The organism is Pleionea mediterranea, assembly GCF_003148745.1.
Taxonomy (GTDB): Bacteria; Pseudomonadota; Gammaproteobacteria; order Enterobacterales; family Kangiellaceae; genus Pleionea; species Pleionea mediterranea.
Genome location: NZ_QGGU01000010.1, coordinates 156516 through 175504 on the forward strand (window position 1 = coordinate 156516; position 18989 = coordinate 175504).

Consider the following 18989-nt stretch of genomic DNA (forward strand, 5'->3'; position numbering starts at 1 on the left):
TTATTCACTCTTTAAAAAAATAGACTGGCGATTTTCTTTCCAGTGCTTTGCAATTTTTCCAACATCACCAGCGCCCTGGGTCAATACCAGATCACCGTCATTAACAACTCCGGCAATCAGTTCATCAAGCTTTTCCAAACTTTCAACGTATATGGGATCAACTTCTCCGCGCTGACGAATGCTGCCACACAAAGATTTACTGTTGGCGCCCGTGATTTCTTTTTCACCGGCAGAATAAACATCCAACATAAGCAGGACATCGACTCCCGACAAAACAGAAACGAAATCTTCATATAAGTCACGCGTACGTGAATATCGATGTGGTTGATACACCATCACCAATCGCCGTTTTGGCCAGCCTTCCCGAACTGCTTTGATGGTTGCATCCACTTCCTTTGGGTGGTGTCCATAGTCGTCCACCACTTCCACTTCGCCTGACTCACAAGGAAAGGTGCCAAAAGAATGAAAACGACGGCCGATGCCTTCAAAGTTTAATAACGCCTGCTTGATTGCATCTTCCTTTACACCTTCTTCGATACCAACGGCAATGGCCGCTAAAGCATTTAATACATTGTGTTGACCTGGCAAATTCAAATCGATGGCGATAGTGCGCGAACTGCCTTTACGTTTCACCTGAAACTGACTGACATTACCCACTTGTGAAAACTCAAGTGCCTGGTAATCGGCTTTTTCATCAAAACCATAGGTAACATAAGGCCGTGCAATTTTTGGCAGCAGCTCTTTAACAATTGGATCGTCGATGCATAAAACCGCCAGACCATAAAATGGTAAGTTATGTAAAAAGTCGATAAAAGCCTGCTTTAAATTATCAAAGCTGCCATAAGTATCCATGTGATCTTCATCAATATTGGTTATCACACTTACCATGGGTTGCAAATGCAAAAAGCTGGCGTCACTTTCATCGGCTTCCGCAATAAAATATCGACTGGTGCCTAATTGCGCATTACTGCCTGCACTATTTAACACACCACCAATAACAAACGTTGGATCAAGACCACCCCGTGCGCACACGGTGGTAATTAAACTGGTTGTGGTGGTTTTACCGTGAGTTCCGGCAATTGCAATACCATGGCGATAACGCATTAGCTCGGATAACATTTCCGCACGACGCACCACCGGGATCCTTCGATTGCGAGCGGCATTAACCTCCGGATTAGATTCATTAATCGCGCTTGACACCACAACCACATCAGCACCAAGTACATTGTTAGCGGCGTGATGAAAGGTGATGTCCGCCCCTTTTTCAATCAACCGGGAGGTCACCGGCGATTCCGATTGATCCGAACCAGAAATTTTATAGCCCTGATTCAACAGAACTTCGGCAATGCCACTCATGCCGACACCACCAATGCCAACAAAATGGATCTGGCGGATCCGTCGCATTTCGGGTATTGGAAAATGTTGGTTCGGTTGCTTCATTCTTTTTCACTCTTTAATAACGTTTCGCAATAATCGGCAATGCGTTGCGAGGCATTGGTAATGGCAAATGATTTTGCCGCCAACGCCATTTGTTGAATCTTTTTTGGTTTTTCAATAAGCGGTTCTAACAATTGCACTAGCTGATTTATTTCAGCCTGCGGAATCATCAGAGCACCACCAGCATTCACTAATGACTCAGCATTTTTTGTTTGATGATCATCGACCGCGTGAGGGTAAGGCACAAACAAAGCTGCCAATCCCATAACCGCAACTTCACTGACGGTTAATGCTCCGGCTCTGCAAATAATCACATCAGCCCATTGATAGGCTTTTGCCATATCATGAATAAAATCGGAAACGATGATCTGTTCCGATCCCGCAGCAGGATAATAGCCCTTTACCGTTTCTGAATTATGTTTTCCGGATTGATGCCAAACTGAAATTTTATTCGCCTTTATCAATGGGGTCAGTTGACCTGGCAAACTATCATTGAATATTTTTGCGCCACGACTGCCACCAATAATCAACACATTCAAGGGTGATTTTTCAGTGATGCTTTCAATAGATTTTTTTTCTGCGGCGTTAATTATTTCGGCACGAATCGGATTGCCCGTGGTATAAACCGAATTTGAATTTCGATCACTATTTCGATCATTATTTCGCTCAAATGTATTAGCAAATGCTTCACAGACAACGGATGCTTTTTTAGATAAAATTCTATTGGTCATGCCTGCTATGGCATTTTGTTCGTGCACAATCAATTGTCTGCCGGAAATTTTAGCCGCCAATCCTCCAGGACCACTGGCAAATCCGCCAAACCCGGCAACTAAACCAATCTTTTGATGCTTAATGATGCGCAGCGCTTTCATCACACAATTCATCAAAACAAACGGCGCTTTCAATAAAGCAAGCAAACCTTTACCGCGAATGCCGGTCACGGGTAGCAAAAAGATTGGAAAATCATCACGCTTTACCAACTCTTCTTCCATACCACCTTTTGAGCCTAACCAACTAATTTGATAGCCGCGTTCACGCAATTCATTTGCTACGGATAACGCAGGAAATATATGCCCACCGGTGCCACCAGCCATGATTAAAATATTTTTATTTAACGCCGTCATGATGCCTTTCCTTTTTGCTTCGATGACGAGGTTAATGACATTTGAGTTTCAAAATGCACACGAAGTAATATGGCAATAGCGACACAACAAACCACCAGGCTATTACCACCATAACTAATAAATGGCAGCGTTAATCCTTTTGTGGGTAACGCACCACTACTAACCCCAATATTGACCAGGGCTTGTAGAATCAGCCAGATACTTATGCCATAAGACAAGTAGGCCGCGTAGGCATGTTGTTGTTTTAGCGCTTCTCTGGCGATATTCATGCCTCGCCAAAACAAATACAGAAATAAAGCGATCACCACCGTCACACCAACAAAACCAAACTCTTCTGCAAACACAGCAAACACAAAATCGGTATGCGCTTCCGGTAAATAAGATAATTTTTGGACGCTATTGCCTAAACCTTCGCCAAACCATTGTCCGCGACCATAAGCAATCAATGACTGAGTTAACTGATAACCGGAGCCAAAAGGTTCTTTCCAGGGGTCTAGAAATACCATCAAACGCTCATAACGATATGTCTGACTAATGGCAACACCGAATAAGCCAACACCTGCACAACTGCTTAACAAAATAAACTGCCATAGTTTGGCGCCGGCCAAAAACATCATGGATAAGGTCGTTACACAAATTACCGCGGCGGCACCAAAATCAGGTTCAGCAACCAGCAATACCGTAATAAGGCTAATCACCAATAAGGGCTTTAAAAACCCACGAATTTGAGTTTGCAATTCATCGGTCCGTCGTACCAGATAACCGGCGATATAGGTAATGACAAATAACTTAACCAGCTCGGATACTTGTATCGTTATAGGTCCCAGCACAATCCAACGTTTACTGCCATTAACCGAACGGCCAATCACTAATACGGCAACCAGTAATACAATGGCTGCAATTAACAACCAGGGACCGTATTTTTGCCAGAACTCAACCCGAATACCTAACGTAATAAAGCCTGCCACCAGAGCAACCACCAGATAAATAAAATGGCGGTTTACAAAATGCAGTGGATTAGCATTCAACTGTTTTTCTGCGTAAGGAATTGATGTGGACACAATCATCATGCCACCGATTGCCAGTAACACAAAAACGGTAAACAAAAGTCGGTTATCAAACGCTTGATAAACATTTAGAGCGAGGCTTTTCTGCTGGTTCATTTCGCCTCCCTCACTAACTGCATAAAATGATCGCCACGTAGCTGATAGTTATCGTACAGATCGAGACTGGCACAGGCCGGTGAGAACAGAACCGTATCACCTTTTCTTACAACAGTTTTGCAATCACTCACAGCTGCATTCAAATCATCCACAACACTGCAAAGATTTTTTGGTAAACAGCGTTCAAAAAGCGCTGCATCTTTACCAAAAACCCAGGTATGTTGAATGCACTGCTGAATGGTTTTGCCAAGTTCAGAAATATCGGCGCCTTTTGCATCACCACCGGCAATTAAATACAGTTGACTATCCGGTTTATAAAAGCCACTAATTGCTGCAACAGTCGCACCCACGTTGGTGGCTTTTGAATCATTAATCCACTCAATGCCATCGGTCGTTTCAACTCGCTGACAACGATGAGTTAATCCAGAATATGTTTGAATGGCTTTTATAATATCTGATGTAATTTCAATGCCGACCAAGGTTAGCAATGACAAGCAGGCAGCAAAATTCAGTCCGTTATGGGAACCTTTTAACAGACAATCTTGCTCCTGCAATAACTCAGTGTTTTTATAAAATACTGTAAAACCATTATCATCGGTTTTGACCCAAATGGCTGCACGGTCATTGCTTCCAAAGGAGCATTGTTGCTCTGGCAAAAACTCATCAATGGTTAGCTTATCGTCCAGATTAACCGCAGCCGATTTAGTCATGGTATACAAACGGCGTTTTATAGCAGCGTAATTATCCAACGTTTGATGTCTATCCAGATGATCCGCACTGATGTTCAATACAGAAACCGCTTCGGCTTTTAAACTTTTTAATGACTCTATTTGAAAGCTGGACAATTCAAGAATATAAAATTCCGGTGTTGGTTGTTCGAGCAAATCCAATACCGGCGTGCCGATATTACCGGCAACAACGGCATCGATGCCTAGCTCTGCCGTTATCCATCCCAGACAGTCACAAACCGTTGACTTTCCATTAGAGCCCGTAATGGCGATAATTTTTGCAGAACAGTTTTGAGCAAACAATTCAACATCACCCACCAGCTCGACACCCTGTGCAGTGACACTTTTTAATACAGGTAGGTTAATGTCGACTCCCGGACTTGCGATGATCAAATCCGCTTTTAGTAACCTTGTTAAGTCAAACTCTCCACAACGAATCTCGACAGTAGGAAAAGACTGTTGAAACGCATCGAGCTGTGAAGGATTTTCTCGAGAATCCATCACCAACACCTGCCAGCCTTGTTTAAGGCAATAGCGTACGCACGAAGCCCCGGTTAAACCGAGGCCAAGTACGATGGCAAATTGTTTGGTGTGGTGATGTGTCATACTAACTCTTTAATAACCTCGACTTATGTGACTTACCGTATTTTTAAGGTGGCTAAACCCACCAAAACCAATACAACTGAAATGATCCAGAAACGAACAATTACACGCGGCTCCGGCCAGCCTTTTAATTCATAATGGTGATGCAACGGTGCCATATTAAAAATTCGCCTGCCGGTTAATTTATAAGAGCCCACTTGCAAAATGACGGATACGGTCTCCATCACAAATACGCCGCCCATAATAAATAACACCAACTCCTGTCGTACTGAGACGGCAAGAACACCAAGAGCCGCCCCCAAACCTAATGCACCAACATCACCCATAAAGACTTGCGCAGGATAAGTGTTAAACCATAAAAAACCGAGTCCGGCACCAACCAGCGCGCCACAGAAAATAGTCAGCTCACCGACCCCGATAACATAAGGAATGGCAAGATACTCAGAAAACTTAATATTTCCGGTTAGGTAAGCAAAAATTCCCAAAGCACCGGCGACTAATACCGTTGGTAATATTGCTAAACCGTCTAAGCCATCGGTCAAGTTGACGGCATTACTGGTTCCAACAATCACAAAATAAGTCATGGGTATAAATAAAATACCCATGCCTATGGCAATATTTTTAAAGAAAGGAACGATTAACGTTGTTTCGACAGGCGAAGCAGCGGATTGATATAAATAATAAGCCGCAGCAAACCCAACCACCGACTGCCAAAAGTATTTCCATCGTGCAGGTAAGCCGGTTGGATCTTTTTGTATTAACTTTCGATAATCATCAACCCAGCCAATCACACCAAATGCCATTGTGGTCAACAACACAACCCAAACATGACGGTTATCCAGATCTCCCCAAAGCAATGTAGACAGTGCAATAGCAATCAAAATTAAAGCGCCACCCATGGTCGGCGTGCCTGATTTTGATAAATGCGTCTGCGGTCCATCATTACGAACTGTTTGACCAATTTGATAATGCGCTAATTTGCGGATCATAATTGGGCCAATAAATAACGAAATACCCAAGGCTGTGATCACACTTAAAATTGCGCGCAGTGTTAAGTAACTGAAAACATTAAACCCAGAATAGTATTGCTGAAGATACTCTGCTAGCCACAACAACATTAGTGCGTCTCCCCAAAATAGTTAACGGACCACTGCAACAGAGGTTCAACCACATGTTCCATATGCGCACTTCGAGAACCCTTCAGTAAAACGGCCGTTTTTGTTTGTTTTATTGTTTTGATTATAAAATTGGTTAATTCTTGTTGTGACGTAAAGTGATGAGCACCCTCTGCAAAAGCCTGATGGGCAAACTGACTCAAAACACCAATGGTCAATAAGTGTTCGACACCTGCCTGTTTTGCGTATAAACCGGCTTTTTGATGATACTCACGCGCTTTTTCTCCCAGCTCACCCATATCACCTAAGGCAACAATGGTTTTGCCAGGTTGTTTAACCAGCACATCAACACCCGCGGTAAACGAGGTGTAATTAGCGTTATAGGTATCATCAATAATGGTTAATTGATCCGAGGGGCGATGAACTTGCAACCGTCCTTTTACCCCAGCAAACGATTCCAGTCCTTTAACAATTAAATCAATATCTAAACCTGCCGCAATTGAACAAGCTGTCGCGGCCAGTGCATTCATGACGTTATGTTGTCCTGGTACATTTAACGTAACCGCGTATCGGGCAGAACCGACTTGCAGATCAAAGCACACCTGATGTTGCTTCAACTCTAAATTTACAGCCATAATGTCCGCACTATTATGCATGGCAAACGTTTTTATAGGTTGACTGATTCTTTCTCGCCAGTAAGCAGCAAACGCATCATCATTATTGATGATAGCGATCCCATCTTTTTTCAGGCCATCGTAAATTTCACCCTTTGCCTGAGCAATGCCCTGCAAATCACCAAAACCTTCCAGGTGTGCTGCCGCCACATTATTAATTAAAGCGACATCCGGAGTTGCCAGTCCGGATGTATAACCAATTTCACCGGCATGGTTTGCACCCATTTCGATGATTGCGTATTCATGATGAGATTCAAGTCGAAATAAGGTTAACGGCACACCTATATCATTATTTAAATTACCAATGGTCGATAAAGTACTGCCTGCCTGCCTGAATATTTCAGCCAACATTTCTTTTACGCTGGTTTTACCAACACTACCGGTTAAGCCAACAAAGGTTGCGTTAGATGCTTCCCGAATTAACTTGGCTAAACGCCCTAGCGCCAATCGAGTGTTGTTAACCAGAATACAAGGAATATCCTTTAGTGCTTGTTTGACAGTGTCCGATAATTTCTCATAAGCACCGGACTCTACCATTAGAGCGGTTGCGTCCTGCTTGGCAGCTTCAAGTAAAAATTCATGCGCATCAAAATTAGGGCCTTTTAACGCAACAAATAAACACTGTTCACAACTGATTCTTGTGTCTGTATTGACTTTAGAGACTTGAATACTTTTATCTTCAGTAGCATTTGACGATATCAACTTTCCATCAACAGCCTTAACGATAAGTTCCAGAGAGACATTAATCATTTCTGCCTCCCGTTAACACGTCTTTTGCTAAATTTACATCGCTCAACTTATGCTTAGTTGTGCCTATAATTTGATAGCCTTCATGCCCTTTACCGGCAATGACCACAACATCCAGCGGAGACACTGATGCAACCGCTTGCTCAATGGCCTGCTTTCGATCAGACACGTAAGTCACCTTATCAGGATTCTTAAGGCCCGCTCGCATATCATCTATAATGGTTTCCGGTGTTTCTGTTCGCGGATTATCATCGGTAAAAATAACCGCATTTGAATATTTTTCAGCAACCCGGGCCATCAATGGTCGCTTGGCAGAATCTCTATCACCCCCACAGCCAAATACGGTTACAATCTTTCCGTTACAGTGCTCGCGAGTTGCTATTAAAGCTTGTTCTAATGCATCAGGCGTGTGCGCATAATCAACAATAATAAGTGGTTTGTCGTCTCCTCGAATCAATTGCATTCGACCGGCAACAGAAGTCAGTTGATTGACTACCTTAAAGACTTCATCAGCGTTTTGTAGCTTGACACCCAGTACTGCAACAACGGATAAAATATTATTCAAATTAAAGCAACCAATTAACGGCACTTTAATTTTCCCTTGCCCCCAAGGCGTAAATACATTGGCGCGAATACCTTTTAGTGTTAAGCGAATATCTTCAACCCATATCCATTGACGTAAGTCGGCACCTTCGGTGGGTTCTTTCAATGACAAAAATATTTTACTCGCCGTGATCCCTGAGTCTTTTTTCAGTTTACGGCCAAATTTATCATCGACATTGATGATGGCCCATTTTAATGACTCGCCTAAAAACAGCTGACGCTTTGCTTCTCCGTAAGCGTCCATTGTTTTATGGTAATCAAGATGCTCATGGGTCAAATTGGTAAACACGGCAAAGTCAAACTTAACCGACGCTACCCGGTTTTGCACAAGTCCGTGTGAAGAAACTTCCATAGCTGTGTTAGCACAACCATAGGAGACGGCTTTATTTAACTCTCGTTGTATCGTTATAGGATCGGCGGTGGTATTCTCATTTTCAATTTGAGCTCCAAAAGGCCCGCAACCTAAAGTGCCCATTGTCCAACAACAACCATCAATCAAATGCAACGCTTGCGCCAGCATTTGCACACAACTTGACTTACCATTGGTGCCAGTTACCCCAATGGTTAAAATATTTTCCGATGGATTGCCATAGAGTAATGCCGCAATATCACTTAAGTGTTCATTTAACGCTTCAACTAACACTAAAGTCACCGACTGCTCAGAAATATGACTTACCTTGTCCCGATCAAAACCGGCCGCTTCTGCAAGAATCAGCTTTGCACCTTGCTCTATGGCACTGTCTATAAATTGTCGACCATCAAGTTTATGTCCGACACAGGCAACAAAACCATCACCGGGTTTCAACGCCCGACTGTCTATTTTAAGATGGTTAAAGTTAAGCTCTTTTTCACCGGCAACAAGCTCAGCCGCAGGCCAGTGCTCTTCAAACGCATTAAAATTAAAGACTCTATCCATGGGCACCTTCCTTACGAGAAGATTTTTTTGCCACATCGATGGTCTTATCCGGTTTAATATTCAGTAATCTCAACGCTTGCTCTGCAACATTGGAATAAATAGGTGCCGCCACATCGCCGCCATAATACACATCGCCTTCTGGCTCATCTAACATCACAACCATGGCAATTTTAGGGTCGCTTACTGGCGATATTCCGGCAAAAAATGCCAGATACTCATCGCCGTAGCCACCTTTAACCGCTTTACGGGCAGTGCCTGTTTTTCCTGCCGTTCGATAAGATTCAAGCGCAGCGCCGGTTGCCGTTCCGCCTTCATTAACAACGGTTTCCATCATGGCCAAGACTTTTGATGAGGTGTTATCACTGAACACCCGTTCTTCGGCCAAAGGCTGATCAACTTTTAAAAAAGAAACCGGACGTTTAACACCGCCACTTCCAATAACGGCATAGGCCTGTGCAAGCTGCAACGGCGTCACCTGAAAACCATACCCATAAGCCATGGTGGCCTTTTCAAAATCTGTCCAGTTAGGTCGTACCGAAAAACGACCACTGCTTTCACCAGGAAATCCGCTGCCGGTGTCCAGTCCAAAGCCAAGCTTATAAAAAGTGTCTAAAAAGGGTTCATCTTCTAATGCTAACGCAAGTTTGCTGACTCCCACATTGCTCGACTTCTGTAAAATTTTTGTGACGGTAACCGTACCCAGATTAACGCCATCTCTCACCCAGTTATTGCCTAGTTTTAATTTTCCGGGAGTCGTGGTAATTAGCGTATTGGGTTTAACAATGTTTTGTTCCAATGCAGTGACAACGGTAAAAGGTTTCGCTGTTGAACCAGGTTCAAACATATCGGTAACGGCTCGATTACGTGTTAACTGAGGCTTTCTTTGATCGTTTCGATTTGGGTTATAGGAAGGTTGATTCACCATCGCTAAAACTTCACCGGTATCAATATCAATAATCACCAGACTGCCCGCACGCGCACCGTGTCTTAACACGGCAGCTTTTAACTCTCGGTATGCCAGAGCCTGAATACGCGAATCCATGCTAAGAGTTATATCCTCGCCTTGCTTGGCGTCATCGATAATGCCCTGGTTTTCAATAACATTACGCTGCAGATCAACCACTACGCGCTGTTTGCCGGGATCGCCGAGCAAAATATCGTTATATGCTTTTTCGACACCTTCGAGTCCATTGGCATCAATGCCGGTAAAACCAACAACGTGTGAATTGATTTCAGCGGTAGGATAATAACGACGTTGTTCACGTTGCAAAAATACGCCATCAATGTTCAGGCGATGGATAAATTCTGCCTGTTGTGGGTGCAGTTGACGTTCCAGCCAGACAAAGCGTTTGCTTTTTCTTTGTTTAACAAACTGACTTAATTCGCCTTCTGGCATTTCCAGAACGTTAGCCAGTTTTTTCCACGCCACCGAATGCATTATCGATGGTGTTTTTAAAATGGTTTTGGGATCGATCCAGGCCGACTGCACCGGAATCGAACGCGCCAGTTCAATGCCGTTTCTATCGCTAATAACGCCTCTTCGAGTATCAATGCCCTGTAACCGGACACTGCGTTTGTTTGCTTCAGAGGTTAGCTTTCCGGCTTCATAAATTTGTAAATAAGCCGCTCTACCGAGCAGGGCTGTAAACGCAAGCGCAATAACGCTTAACATGACGATATAACGCCATGTGCAAAGCGGAATGCCTTTTGGTTTACGAGCTTGTCCCATTTATGTTCCCGTTATTTTTAATTTAATCTTGCTCTATCAATACTTCATCGGTTGCAGCAACGTTTTTCATTGCCAACTTTTGTTTGGCCATATTTTCAATTCGGTTATGTTCAGCCAAAGTTCCCTGCTCCAGTCGTAGCGCTTCCCACTCCATTTCCAACTGGTATTGTTCATGCTTTAAATGTTCTAGTAATGCCGTATGACTTCTATTTTTATGGGTAATGTAAGCAACCGTAATGGCGTTTGCCCAAACCAGAACCGCTAGCAATAAAATCCACCGAAACTTCACTAATCGTTGTAATAAAATAACCGGTAAGGTTGTTTCCAGTTTTTCGGTAATGGATTTTATAAAAGTCATACTTTCTCCAGTATTCTCATAATGGCGCTTCGAGATCGCACATTAGTGCCCACTTCTTGCTCTGCGGGTTTCACTGGCTTTCCAATAATTTTTGCTGCTGGTTTAATGTCACTTGCCAGCACTGGCAAATCTTTGGGAAAGTCATCACCCTTTGCCAACTTTTTAAAATAACGTTTTACGATGCGATCTTCTAACGAATGAAAACTGATCACCACTAACTTGCCGCCTTTGGCAAGTATTTCAAAAGCTCCTTTAAGGCCTTGTTCCAAATCCGACAGTTCTTCGTTAATATGAATTCGAATGGCTTGAAAACTTCGGGTAGCCGGATGCTTGCCCGGATCTTTTTTCGGTACCGCATCATCGATTAGTCGAGCCAGTTGTAAGGTTGTAGTTAAAGGCTGTTCGTCTCTGATTTCGACGATTTTTCTTGCAATGCGTGTCGCAAATTTTTCTTCGCCGTAAACTTTTAACACGTACTTAATATCACGCTCTTCGGCTTTAGCGAGCCATTGGGCGGCACTTTGACCTTTCTCTGGATCCATACGCATATCCAGAGGCCCATCTTTCATAAAACTAAAGCCTCGCTCAGCTTGATCAAGTTGAGGGGATGAAACACCCAAGTCCAGTAATACTCCCGTGACTTTTCCGCTTAATAGCTTTTGTTCCATCACTGGCTGGATATTGGCAAAACTGTCGTACACCATTTCAAAGCGTTGATCGTCTGCAAAGTGTTCTTTGGCGTAAGCCACAGCCTGCGGATCTTTATCAAACCCGATGAGACGACCTTTACTGGACAGCTGATCAAGCACAATACGGCTATGGCCACCACGACCAAAAGTGCCATCAATAATAATGCTGTCGTCGCCTAGATCGAGGGCGTCTACCGCTTCTTGCAAAAGAACCGAATCATGTAGCTTTTGCGTTTTCATCATTAAAATGCCAGGTCAGGTAATTGTTCAGAGTCAAATTCTTCATCAGCAAGCACAGACAGGTCGTCCGCTTCTTGAGCTTTCCATTGTGTTTCATCCCAAATCTGGAATGTTTCACCCTGGCCTACCAGCATCAGAGACTTACTGAGTCCAGCAAAGTCACGTAACTCGGCTGGCAGCAATAATCGGCCATTACCATCCACGTCCACCTCTTTGGCAGAACCAATGGTGACGCGTTTAAACAGGCGATAGGCTTTTTTGCTGCTGGGTAGCGCTCTTACTTGCTCTTCGAAATCTTCCCAGTTGTGGAGTGGGAACAAAAGGAGATTGGGGGTATCGAGTTCATAGGGATTTTTAGTGACGACCATACGGCCATTGCAGATATCGGACAGGCGATCACGATAGCGGGCCGGAATGGCTATCCGACCTTTCGCATCTAGATTGATTGAATTTGCGCCTCGAAACACGATTCACCCTCTTTTGACCACTTAGCGTCCCAAGTAAGTCATTTAGATCCACAATTTGTCACTATTCTCCACTTCTGTACACTATAGGTAGGAGGCAAATCTCAGTCAAGAAAAATTCATGGTTAAAACATAAAATTTTTCCTTATTTCACAATAAGTTAGAGGTCGATCACATAACGAAACTGAACAAATCGCATTTACTTTAATTGATTCAATCAATTAGTCATACAAGTTAAAGTAGTTTCTTAAGAGTTGAGTTATTTAGATACTTTTGGAATGAAAATTTGAGTTGATATTACAAGACTAATAGATATAACAAGATTGAAGAAAAAAATTTGGCTGGCCTGTAAGCCGGATTCTGTCTGGGACAGTCATTCTTCTAGGCTTTGCGTCGCCACAAAGCTCAAGCAACCTACCCGGATCCAGTGCGGGTCACACCTGTAGGATCCCTATTTGGTCTTACTTCAAGTGGGGTTTACCATGCCACTTATGTTGCCATAAGCGCGGTGCGCTCTTACCGCACCATTTCAACCTTACCTGTTCGTCCGTTTTCACAAACGCCATCGGCGGTATATTTTCTGCTGCACTTGCCGTGAGCTTTCGCTCCCCAGGCGTTACCTGGCACTTTACCCTGCGAAGTCCGGACTTTCCTCCCCCTACCGAAGTAAGCGGCGACTGCCCAGCCAGCCAACCGAGATTCTGCCCATAAACAGACTGAATTACAAGGTATTTTGCGCGCCTATCAGGGCTTTAGCCCAAGTGCCATCTGATACAACTCTTTTTTCGGTAAACCGGTTAATTTTGCGGCAATTTGCGACGCGGTTTTGGTTGATACATGGGGCAATAACTCCTGTAACAATAGCTCCGGAGACACCGGCGGTGCGGAGGTCACTTCAGGCAAACCCTTCACCATAATCACAAACTCACCTCGGCACTGGTTCGAATCGGACGATAATACCGCCATCACTGCTTCACAAGTACCCGATATAACGGTCTCAAATCGTTTGGTGAGCTCTCGCGCTAATACCAGTTCGCGCTCAGCGCCTAATACCTGATTCATATCTTTTAAACACTCCAGCACCCGGTGGGACGACTCATAAAACACCCAGGTTCTCGACTCTTCACTCATGGCCTGCAGAACTTTACGACGACCGCTGGGTTTGGCAGGTAAAAAACCTTCAAAACAAAATCGATCGGTCGGCAGTCCTGCCACACTGAGCGCAGTAATAATGGCGCATGGTCCGGGGATCGGAACCACATTAAAACCATCTTGCCGTAACTGATTTACCAGCACATATCCGGGATCACTGATTAAAGGCGTACCGGCATCGGATATAAGCGCCAGATCATCGCCCTGCGCCAACCAGGCTTTCACTTGTTCGACACGCTGTCGCTCATTATGATCGTGTAAAGATGTCAGGGAACCTCGAATACTAAAATTCGTCAAAAGTTGTTGGCTACGACGAGTATCCTCAGCCAAAATACGCTGAACCTGTTTCAGTGTGTCTATGGCACGTTTTGATAGATCATCCAAATTGCCAATAGGTGTTGCAACCACATACAATGTCCCGAGTTGTGAAGCCATAAACGAATCTACTTATAAAGTTTGCTATGATGGTTGCCATAAAAACCCGTTGCTAACCCGGAATTTTAACTATGCACAGAATTGTTATCTTACTGCTGATATTAACACTCACCGCTTGCGGCCAAAAATCGGGCCAGCGGAGTGTGCAAGAAACCATTAACAATGCAAATTACTTTCTTGGGCTTGCTAAAACCAGTGAGCAGCCGAAAAAAAGTGAATACCTGTTAAAAGCAGGAACTATTTTGGCACAAAAAGCGCAATACTTAAAAGCGCAAGAAACTTTCTCCTTTTTAAACCCTGAGTATTTATCCGATACCGATAAAGAATCCTATTATCTTTATTACGGTCTGTCGCTACTCAATTTATCGCAAAATGATACCGCGCTAAAATTTTTCAAACGTATTACTCAGCCACAACAACACAGTATCGACTGGCAAATAACCTATCGAAATGCTTTATCCCAAGCTTATCTGAATGATGGCAATTATTACGAAGCGGCAAAGATCCGCATCGAACTGGAAGACTTGTTGTTGACCGAGCAACAGATTACCGACAATCATCAATTTATCTGGGATGCTTTGAGTCAGATCTCTGAAGAATTTTTAAAGCTCTATCAAACTGACTTTTCGGATCCCATCATTAATGGATGGCTCGACATCGCTTATCTGACGCGAAAAAATGCCAACCAGCCGGAACAACTGCTTCATGCATTAAATTTATGGAAGCAGCGCTACCCGTTGCACCCGGCAAATGTTCAAATGCCCGAAGAACTGCAACAAGTGGCCAATGCCAAACTCTACAAACCACAACAAATAGCTTTATTATTGCCACTGTCTGGTCGGCTGGCCGCAGGCGGACGCATGATTCGTGATGGTTTTTTAGCCGCGCACTACAACGCCGATCAAGCCAGCAAAACCATTATCAAAGTCTACGATACAGCGCAAAACTTATCGCCACTGACCACCTACCAGCAAGCTGTTGATGATGGCGCCGACTTTATTGTTGGACCGCTTACAAAAGAAGCCGTTGAAAAAATTGCGGCTCAGGAATCCTTGGCGGTTCCTCAATTAAGCCTTAATCGGGCAGACAATTCGCCCATTATGCACAAGGAGTTGTATCAATTCGGCTTGCCCATAGAAGACGAAGCGCAACAGATTGCCAAACTCGCTATCGCCAAAAACCATCAAACAGCAATTGTTCTGGCACCAATAAATGAGCAGGGCGAACGAACCGTTGAATCCTTTAATCACCTGTTTACTGAACTTGGCGGTCAAATTGCCGAAGTACAACGATACGACAATCCGCAAGAAATAAAACTCATAGTAAAGCGCCTGTTAAATATCGACTTGAGTGAAACCCGCAGCCGTACTCTGGAGCAAATTACCGGCAAGCCACTAGAATATGTACAGCGCAGACGACAAGACGCAGATATGGTTTTTCTGTCCGCATCTTCAAATGATGCCCGACGTATAAAGCCATTTTTAGATTATTACTTTGCCCATGACTTACCGGTTTATTCCGTATCACGTCTTAACTCTGGCTCGCAAAATCGACAGCTGAACAACGATCTTAATGATATAACCTTTACTGACAGTCCTATACTGGTGTCGGAGTCAGCCGAAATGCAACAACTTCGTCAGCAACTTTCAGAGGTTTTACCCAATATAAATTCGTCATTTGGTCGACTGTTTGCTTTGGGCTACGATGCCTACACACTGCTGCCCGAGCTGAATATATTGCAGGCTTTCAAGCAACATAAACGACAGGGTTTAAGCGGTAAACTCAGTGTTACTCCACAAGGTCGAATAGAGCGAACGCTGTCAATCGCACGCTTTGAAAAGGGAGCCGTTAATGAAGTTATTGCAGCGGATACTGAAACCAAAAAAGTTACTCAATAATCAATCGTTAAATTTAAACAGCCCATCGCAAAAGATGGGCGACTTCTATGAGCAAAAAGCACTCAAGCAACTTGAAGCTCAAGGCCTGACTTGTTTAGAAAAAAACTTTTGCTGTAAGCTGGGTGAAATAGATTTAATCATGCAGCAACAACAAACCATTGTTTTTATTGAAGTACGTTATCGAAAACAAAATAAATTCGGCAGCGCGCTAGAAAGTGTTACACCGAGTAAACAGGCAAAATTAATTCGAACCGCAAATCTGTATTTAACTCAACATCAGTTGCATAATAAAGCAGCATGCCGATTTGATGTCGTCACCTTTGACAATGAACAATTCAACTGGATAAAGAACGCTTTTAGCAGTTAACAGGGTATTTATGATTGATCGTATTAAAAATGCTTTTACCGAGAGTATTCAAATTAAAATTGAATCCGCCGACACCTTACCCAATGCTGTGGCAAAAGCTGGAGACTTAATGGTTAAAAGTCTTATTGAAGGTGGAAAAATTTTAACCTGTGGTAATGGTGGCTCTGCGGGTAATGCACAACAATTCGCATCGGTAATGTTAAACCGGTTAGAGCGTGAGCGCCCCAGCCTTCCTGCCATTGCACTCACGTCGGACTCACAAACCTTATCCGCCATTGCTAACGACAGTGACTTTCACGATGTGTTTAGTAAACAGATTCGAGCACTGGGTAACGAAGGCGACGTGTTATTGGTTTTTTCTTCCAATGGCAATGCGCCCAGTGCAATAAAAGCGATGGAAGCTGCGCTTAATCGCGATATGCTTATTGTCGCGGTAACCGGTGTCGATGGTGGAAGTATTGCCGGATTAATCGGATCAAATGATGTCGAAATTCGTGTGCCGGCCAACTCTTACCCTCGTATACAGGAAGTGCATTTACTGGTTGCGCACACACTTTGCGATTACATTGATAACAGTTTATTTGGAGAACAAGGCTAATGCAGCAACGACTTTTAACTCAGCTGATACTTATCACAACATTTTCATTTATAGTGACTGGCTGTAACCTTACCAGCGATAACAGTGATTCAGAGCTCAAAACAACCGAACAACGACGTTCCATAGAAACCGTCATCGACGATGAAAAACTTGAACGTATGGCGATTGATGCTTTATACAATAATCGCGACTTGTGGAAAAACAGCGAAATAGAAATTGTCAGCTTTAACAAAATATTGCTGTTAATTGGCCAAACCCCAACCAACAGTTTGAAGCAAAAAGCGGAAAGCCTGGTCAACTCAATTCAGGGCATTGATAAGATCTACAATGAAATACGCGTTGCAGCTCCGGCAAGCTCCCTTACTTATCTGAGTGATATCAGCTTAACTTCGAAAGTAAAAACCGCGTTGTTTTCTGAAGATGATCTGGACTCAACCAAAGTTAAAGTTGTCACAGAAGACGGCGAAGTATTTTTACTCGGACTGGTTAACCAACGTGAAGCCGATAAAGCCATTGATATCACACGCAATGTCTCTGGTGTTAAACGAGTTATTCAGGCGTTTCAAATTACCCCGTAATCAAACTGCATTCCATTAAGTCAATAAAAAACGCCGCAATTGCGGCGCTTTTTCATTCCTGACAAAGATTGTCTTTGTAAGCAGAATTTTGTTAGATACTTTTTAATTACCGAGTAGATATTCCCATAAACTTACTTAACCACTTTTAAATGTGATGTTTTCGGTTTTTGATTACTTTTCTTTTCAGGCTTTACTGTCTTATTACTGGAAACTAGCTCGGGCGTTGACTCATCTTCGGCAATTCGATTCAACTCTTTCGACAATAAAGCTTCTTCATCGGTTAATTCTTCAGCCGCCAAATCATCTTCTGCCAGTTCATCTGCAGTCAGAATCAAATCGCTTTCTTCACTTGGAAACGCCATGCCTTGTGAGTTTTCACGGGCGATAATGGCTAAGATAGAAGCCATAGGTACTCGTATTACACGCGCCACTCCGGAAAAACGGGCGTTAAAACTGACTTCCTCGTTTTCCAGTGCCAATCCCTGTACTGCACCCGGTGAAATGTTCAACACTATTTCACCGTTACTCACATGCTCGCGTGGCACTTGAACCTCAGGGTAATCCGCATTCACAATTAAATGTGGCGTGCCCTGATTGTCCAAAATCCACTCGTACAATGCTCGTAATAAGTAGGGTTTGTTATTACTGAACTCAACCATAATTAATACTGTTAGCCTTCGTGAATTTCACGTTCGGTGGTGGTTAAGCTGGCCTGAAATGAATCTCGCTCAAACAAGCGTTCCATATAGCCCTGAACTTCTTTAGCACCACGTCCGGACAATTGAATGTCCATGGATTGTAAACGCCACAATAGCGGCGCCAAACAGCAGTCTACCAAAGAAAATTCTTCGCTTAAGAAATAAGGTGTCTCCTGAAAAACAGGTGCCAAAGTAATTAAGCTCTCTTTTAATTCTTTACGAGCACGATCAAGCTCTTTATCTTTACCACGCTGAATTACATTAACCAGGCTATACCAGTCTTTTTCAACACGATGCATCATCAGTCGAGAGCGTGCCCGTGCAACGGGGTAAACAGGCATCAAAGGTGGATGTGGAAAACGTTCATCCAGATATTCCATAATGATGCGGGCTTCGAATAAAACAAGTTCACGATCCACTAACGTTGGAACAGTGTTGTAAGGATTTAAATCCATCAAATCTTCTGGCTTATGCTCATCGGTAACTTCGATGGTTTCAAAGTTAACGCCTTTTTCGGCGAGAACAATACGAACCTGATGACTGTAAATGTCATCGGCGCCAGAATACATGGTCATTAGTGAACGTTTGGCTACAACTGCCATAAGAGTCTATCTCCAATATAAAAGTTAATCGGAAAACGCTGCACCATACCAATGGCATCGTGCAGCGCGTT

General features: G+C 43.5%; 18 protein-coding genes and 1 other RNA gene. 4 read left to right on the plus strand and 15 right to left on the minus strand.

The features are described 5' to 3' along the window. The 13 genes from murC to rsmI all read right to left on the minus strand — a co-directional run bounded on the left by murC (nucleotide 1) and on the right by rsmI (nucleotide 14177). Nucleotides 1-1440, minus strand: a complete 1440-nt coding sequence (gene murC / locus C8D97_RS14260) for a UDP-N-acetylmuramate--L-alanine ligase (protein WP_109764466.1) — start codon at nucleotides 1438-1440, stop codon at nucleotides 1-3. Next, the gene (gene murG / locus C8D97_RS14265; RefSeq protein ID WP_109764467.1) at nucleotides 1437-2561 is read right to left on the minus strand and encodes an undecaprenyldiphospho-muramoylpentapeptide beta-N-acetylglucosaminyltransferase; all 1125 of its coding nucleotides are present in this window, start codon (nucleotides 2559-2561) and stop codon (nucleotides 1437-1439) included. Before murG ends, murC begins: the two co-directional genes overlap by 4 nt. Then, entirely contained in the window at nucleotides 2558-3724 is a 1167-nt protein-coding gene (gene ftsW / locus C8D97_RS14270) for a putative lipid II flippase FtsW (protein ID WP_109764468.1), read from the minus strand. The genes murG and ftsW overlap by 4 nt, the downstream gene beginning before the upstream one ends. Next, the gene (gene murD / locus C8D97_RS14275) at nucleotides 3721-5058 is read right to left on the minus strand and encodes a UDP-N-acetylmuramoyl-L-alanine--D-glutamate ligase (protein WP_109764469.1); all 1338 of its coding nucleotides are present in this window, start codon (nucleotides 5056-5058) and stop codon (nucleotides 3721-3723) included. Before murD ends, ftsW begins: the two co-directional genes overlap by 4 nt. Nucleotides 5059-5090: 32 nt before the next feature. After that, entirely contained in the window at nucleotides 5091-6173 is a 1083-nt protein-coding gene (gene mraY / locus C8D97_RS14280) for a phospho-N-acetylmuramoyl-pentapeptide-transferase (protein ID WP_109764470.1), read from the minus strand. Beyond that, nucleotides 6173-7594, minus strand: a complete 1422-nt coding sequence (locus C8D97_RS14285) for a UDP-N-acetylmuramoyl-tripeptide--D-alanyl-D-alanine ligase (protein ID WP_109764471.1) — start codon at nucleotides 7592-7594, stop codon at nucleotides 6173-6175. Before C8D97_RS14285 ends, mraY begins: the two co-directional genes overlap by 1 nt. Beyond that, nucleotides 7587-9110 carry a UDP-N-acetylmuramoyl-L-alanyl-D-glutamate--2,6-diaminopimelate ligase gene (locus C8D97_RS14290; protein ID WP_170115264.1) on the minus strand — a complete coding sequence of 508 codons (1524 nt, stop codon included), beginning with the start codon at nucleotides 9108-9110 and terminating at the stop codon, nucleotides 7587-7589. Before C8D97_RS14290 ends, C8D97_RS14285 begins: the two co-directional genes overlap by 8 nt. Next, nucleotides 9103-10839: a peptidoglycan D,D-transpeptidase FtsI family protein gene (locus tag C8D97_RS14295; protein ID WP_109764473.1), complete on the minus strand. Its 1737-nt coding sequence runs from the start codon at nucleotides 10837-10839 to the stop codon at nucleotides 9103-9105. The genes C8D97_RS14290 and C8D97_RS14295 overlap by 8 nt, the downstream gene beginning before the upstream one ends. 22 nt (nucleotides 10840-10861) lie before the next feature. Next, a complete protein-coding gene (gene ftsL, locus C8D97_RS14300; RefSeq protein WP_109764474.1) occupies nucleotides 10862-11197 on the minus strand; it encodes a cell division protein FtsL in 336 nt (111 codons plus the stop codon). Then, the gene (gene rsmH / locus C8D97_RS14305; protein WP_210204957.1) at nucleotides 11194-12129 is read right to left on the minus strand and encodes a 16S rRNA (cytosine(1402)-N(4))-methyltransferase RsmH; all 936 of its coding nucleotides are present in this window, start codon (nucleotides 12127-12129) and stop codon (nucleotides 11194-11196) included. Before rsmH ends, ftsL begins: the two co-directional genes overlap by 4 nt. After that, nucleotides 12129-12593, minus strand: coding sequence for a division/cell wall cluster transcriptional repressor MraZ (gene mraZ / locus C8D97_RS14310; RefSeq protein WP_109764476.1), 465 nt, complete (start codon nucleotides 12591-12593; stop codon nucleotides 12129-12131). Before mraZ ends, rsmH begins: the two co-directional genes overlap by 1 nt. A 330-nt stretch (nucleotides 12594-12923) precedes the next feature. After that, nucleotides 12924-13283, minus strand: an RNA gene (rnpB, locus tag C8D97_RS14315) — RNase P RNA component class A. 51 nt (nucleotides 13284-13334) lie between these two features. Then, nucleotides 13335-14177 carry a 16S rRNA (cytidine(1402)-2'-O)-methyltransferase gene (gene rsmI, locus C8D97_RS14320; RefSeq protein ID WP_109764477.1) on the minus strand — a complete coding sequence of 281 codons (843 nt, stop codon included), beginning with the start codon at nucleotides 14175-14177 and terminating at the stop codon, nucleotides 13335-13337. Nucleotides 14178-14248: 71 nt separating this feature from the next. Between rsmI and C8D97_RS14325 the strand changes: the two genes are divergently transcribed. Genes C8D97_RS14325 through C8D97_RS14340 form a run of 4 tightly spaced genes read left to right on the plus strand, consistent with a single transcriptional unit; the run spans nucleotide 14249 to nucleotide 17618 of the window. After that, nucleotides 14249-16075, plus strand: a complete 1827-nt coding sequence (locus C8D97_RS14325; RefSeq protein ID WP_109764478.1) for a penicillin-binding protein activator — start codon at nucleotides 14249-14251, stop codon at nucleotides 16073-16075. Further along, the gene (locus C8D97_RS14330; RefSeq protein ID WP_245411461.1) at nucleotides 16029-16442 is read left to right on the plus strand and encodes a YraN family protein; all 414 of its coding nucleotides are present in this window, start codon (nucleotides 16029-16031) and stop codon (nucleotides 16440-16442) included. Before C8D97_RS14325 ends, C8D97_RS14330 begins: the two co-directional genes overlap by 47 nt. Nucleotides 16443-16452: 10 nt before the next feature. Continuing rightward, nucleotides 16453-17040, plus strand: coding sequence for an SIS domain-containing protein (locus C8D97_RS14335; RefSeq protein ID WP_109764479.1), 588 nt, complete (start codon nucleotides 16453-16455; stop codon nucleotides 17038-17040). After that, the gene (locus C8D97_RS14340) at nucleotides 17040-17618 is read left to right on the plus strand and encodes a BON domain-containing protein (protein ID WP_109764480.1); all 579 of its coding nucleotides are present in this window, start codon (nucleotides 17040-17042) and stop codon (nucleotides 17616-17618) included. Before C8D97_RS14335 ends, C8D97_RS14340 begins: the two co-directional genes overlap by 1 nt. A 131-nt stretch (nucleotides 17619-17749) precedes the next feature. On the opposite strand, the gene C8D97_RS14345 is transcribed toward C8D97_RS14340, so the two are convergent. Both C8D97_RS14345 and sspA read right to left on the minus strand, forming a co-directional pair. Continuing rightward, complete coding sequence (locus C8D97_RS14345; protein WP_109764481.1) at nucleotides 17750-18277, minus strand: ClpXP protease specificity-enhancing factor; 528 nt, start codon at nucleotides 18275-18277, stop codon at nucleotides 17750-17752. An 11-nt stretch (nucleotides 18278-18288) separates the two neighbouring features. Next, on the minus strand, nucleotides 18289-18918 hold the full coding sequence (gene sspA, locus C8D97_RS14350) for a stringent starvation protein SspA (protein WP_109764482.1): 630 nt from the start codon (nucleotides 18916-18918) through the stop codon (nucleotides 18289-18291). Between the last annotated feature and the right edge of the window lie 71 nt (nucleotides 18919-18989).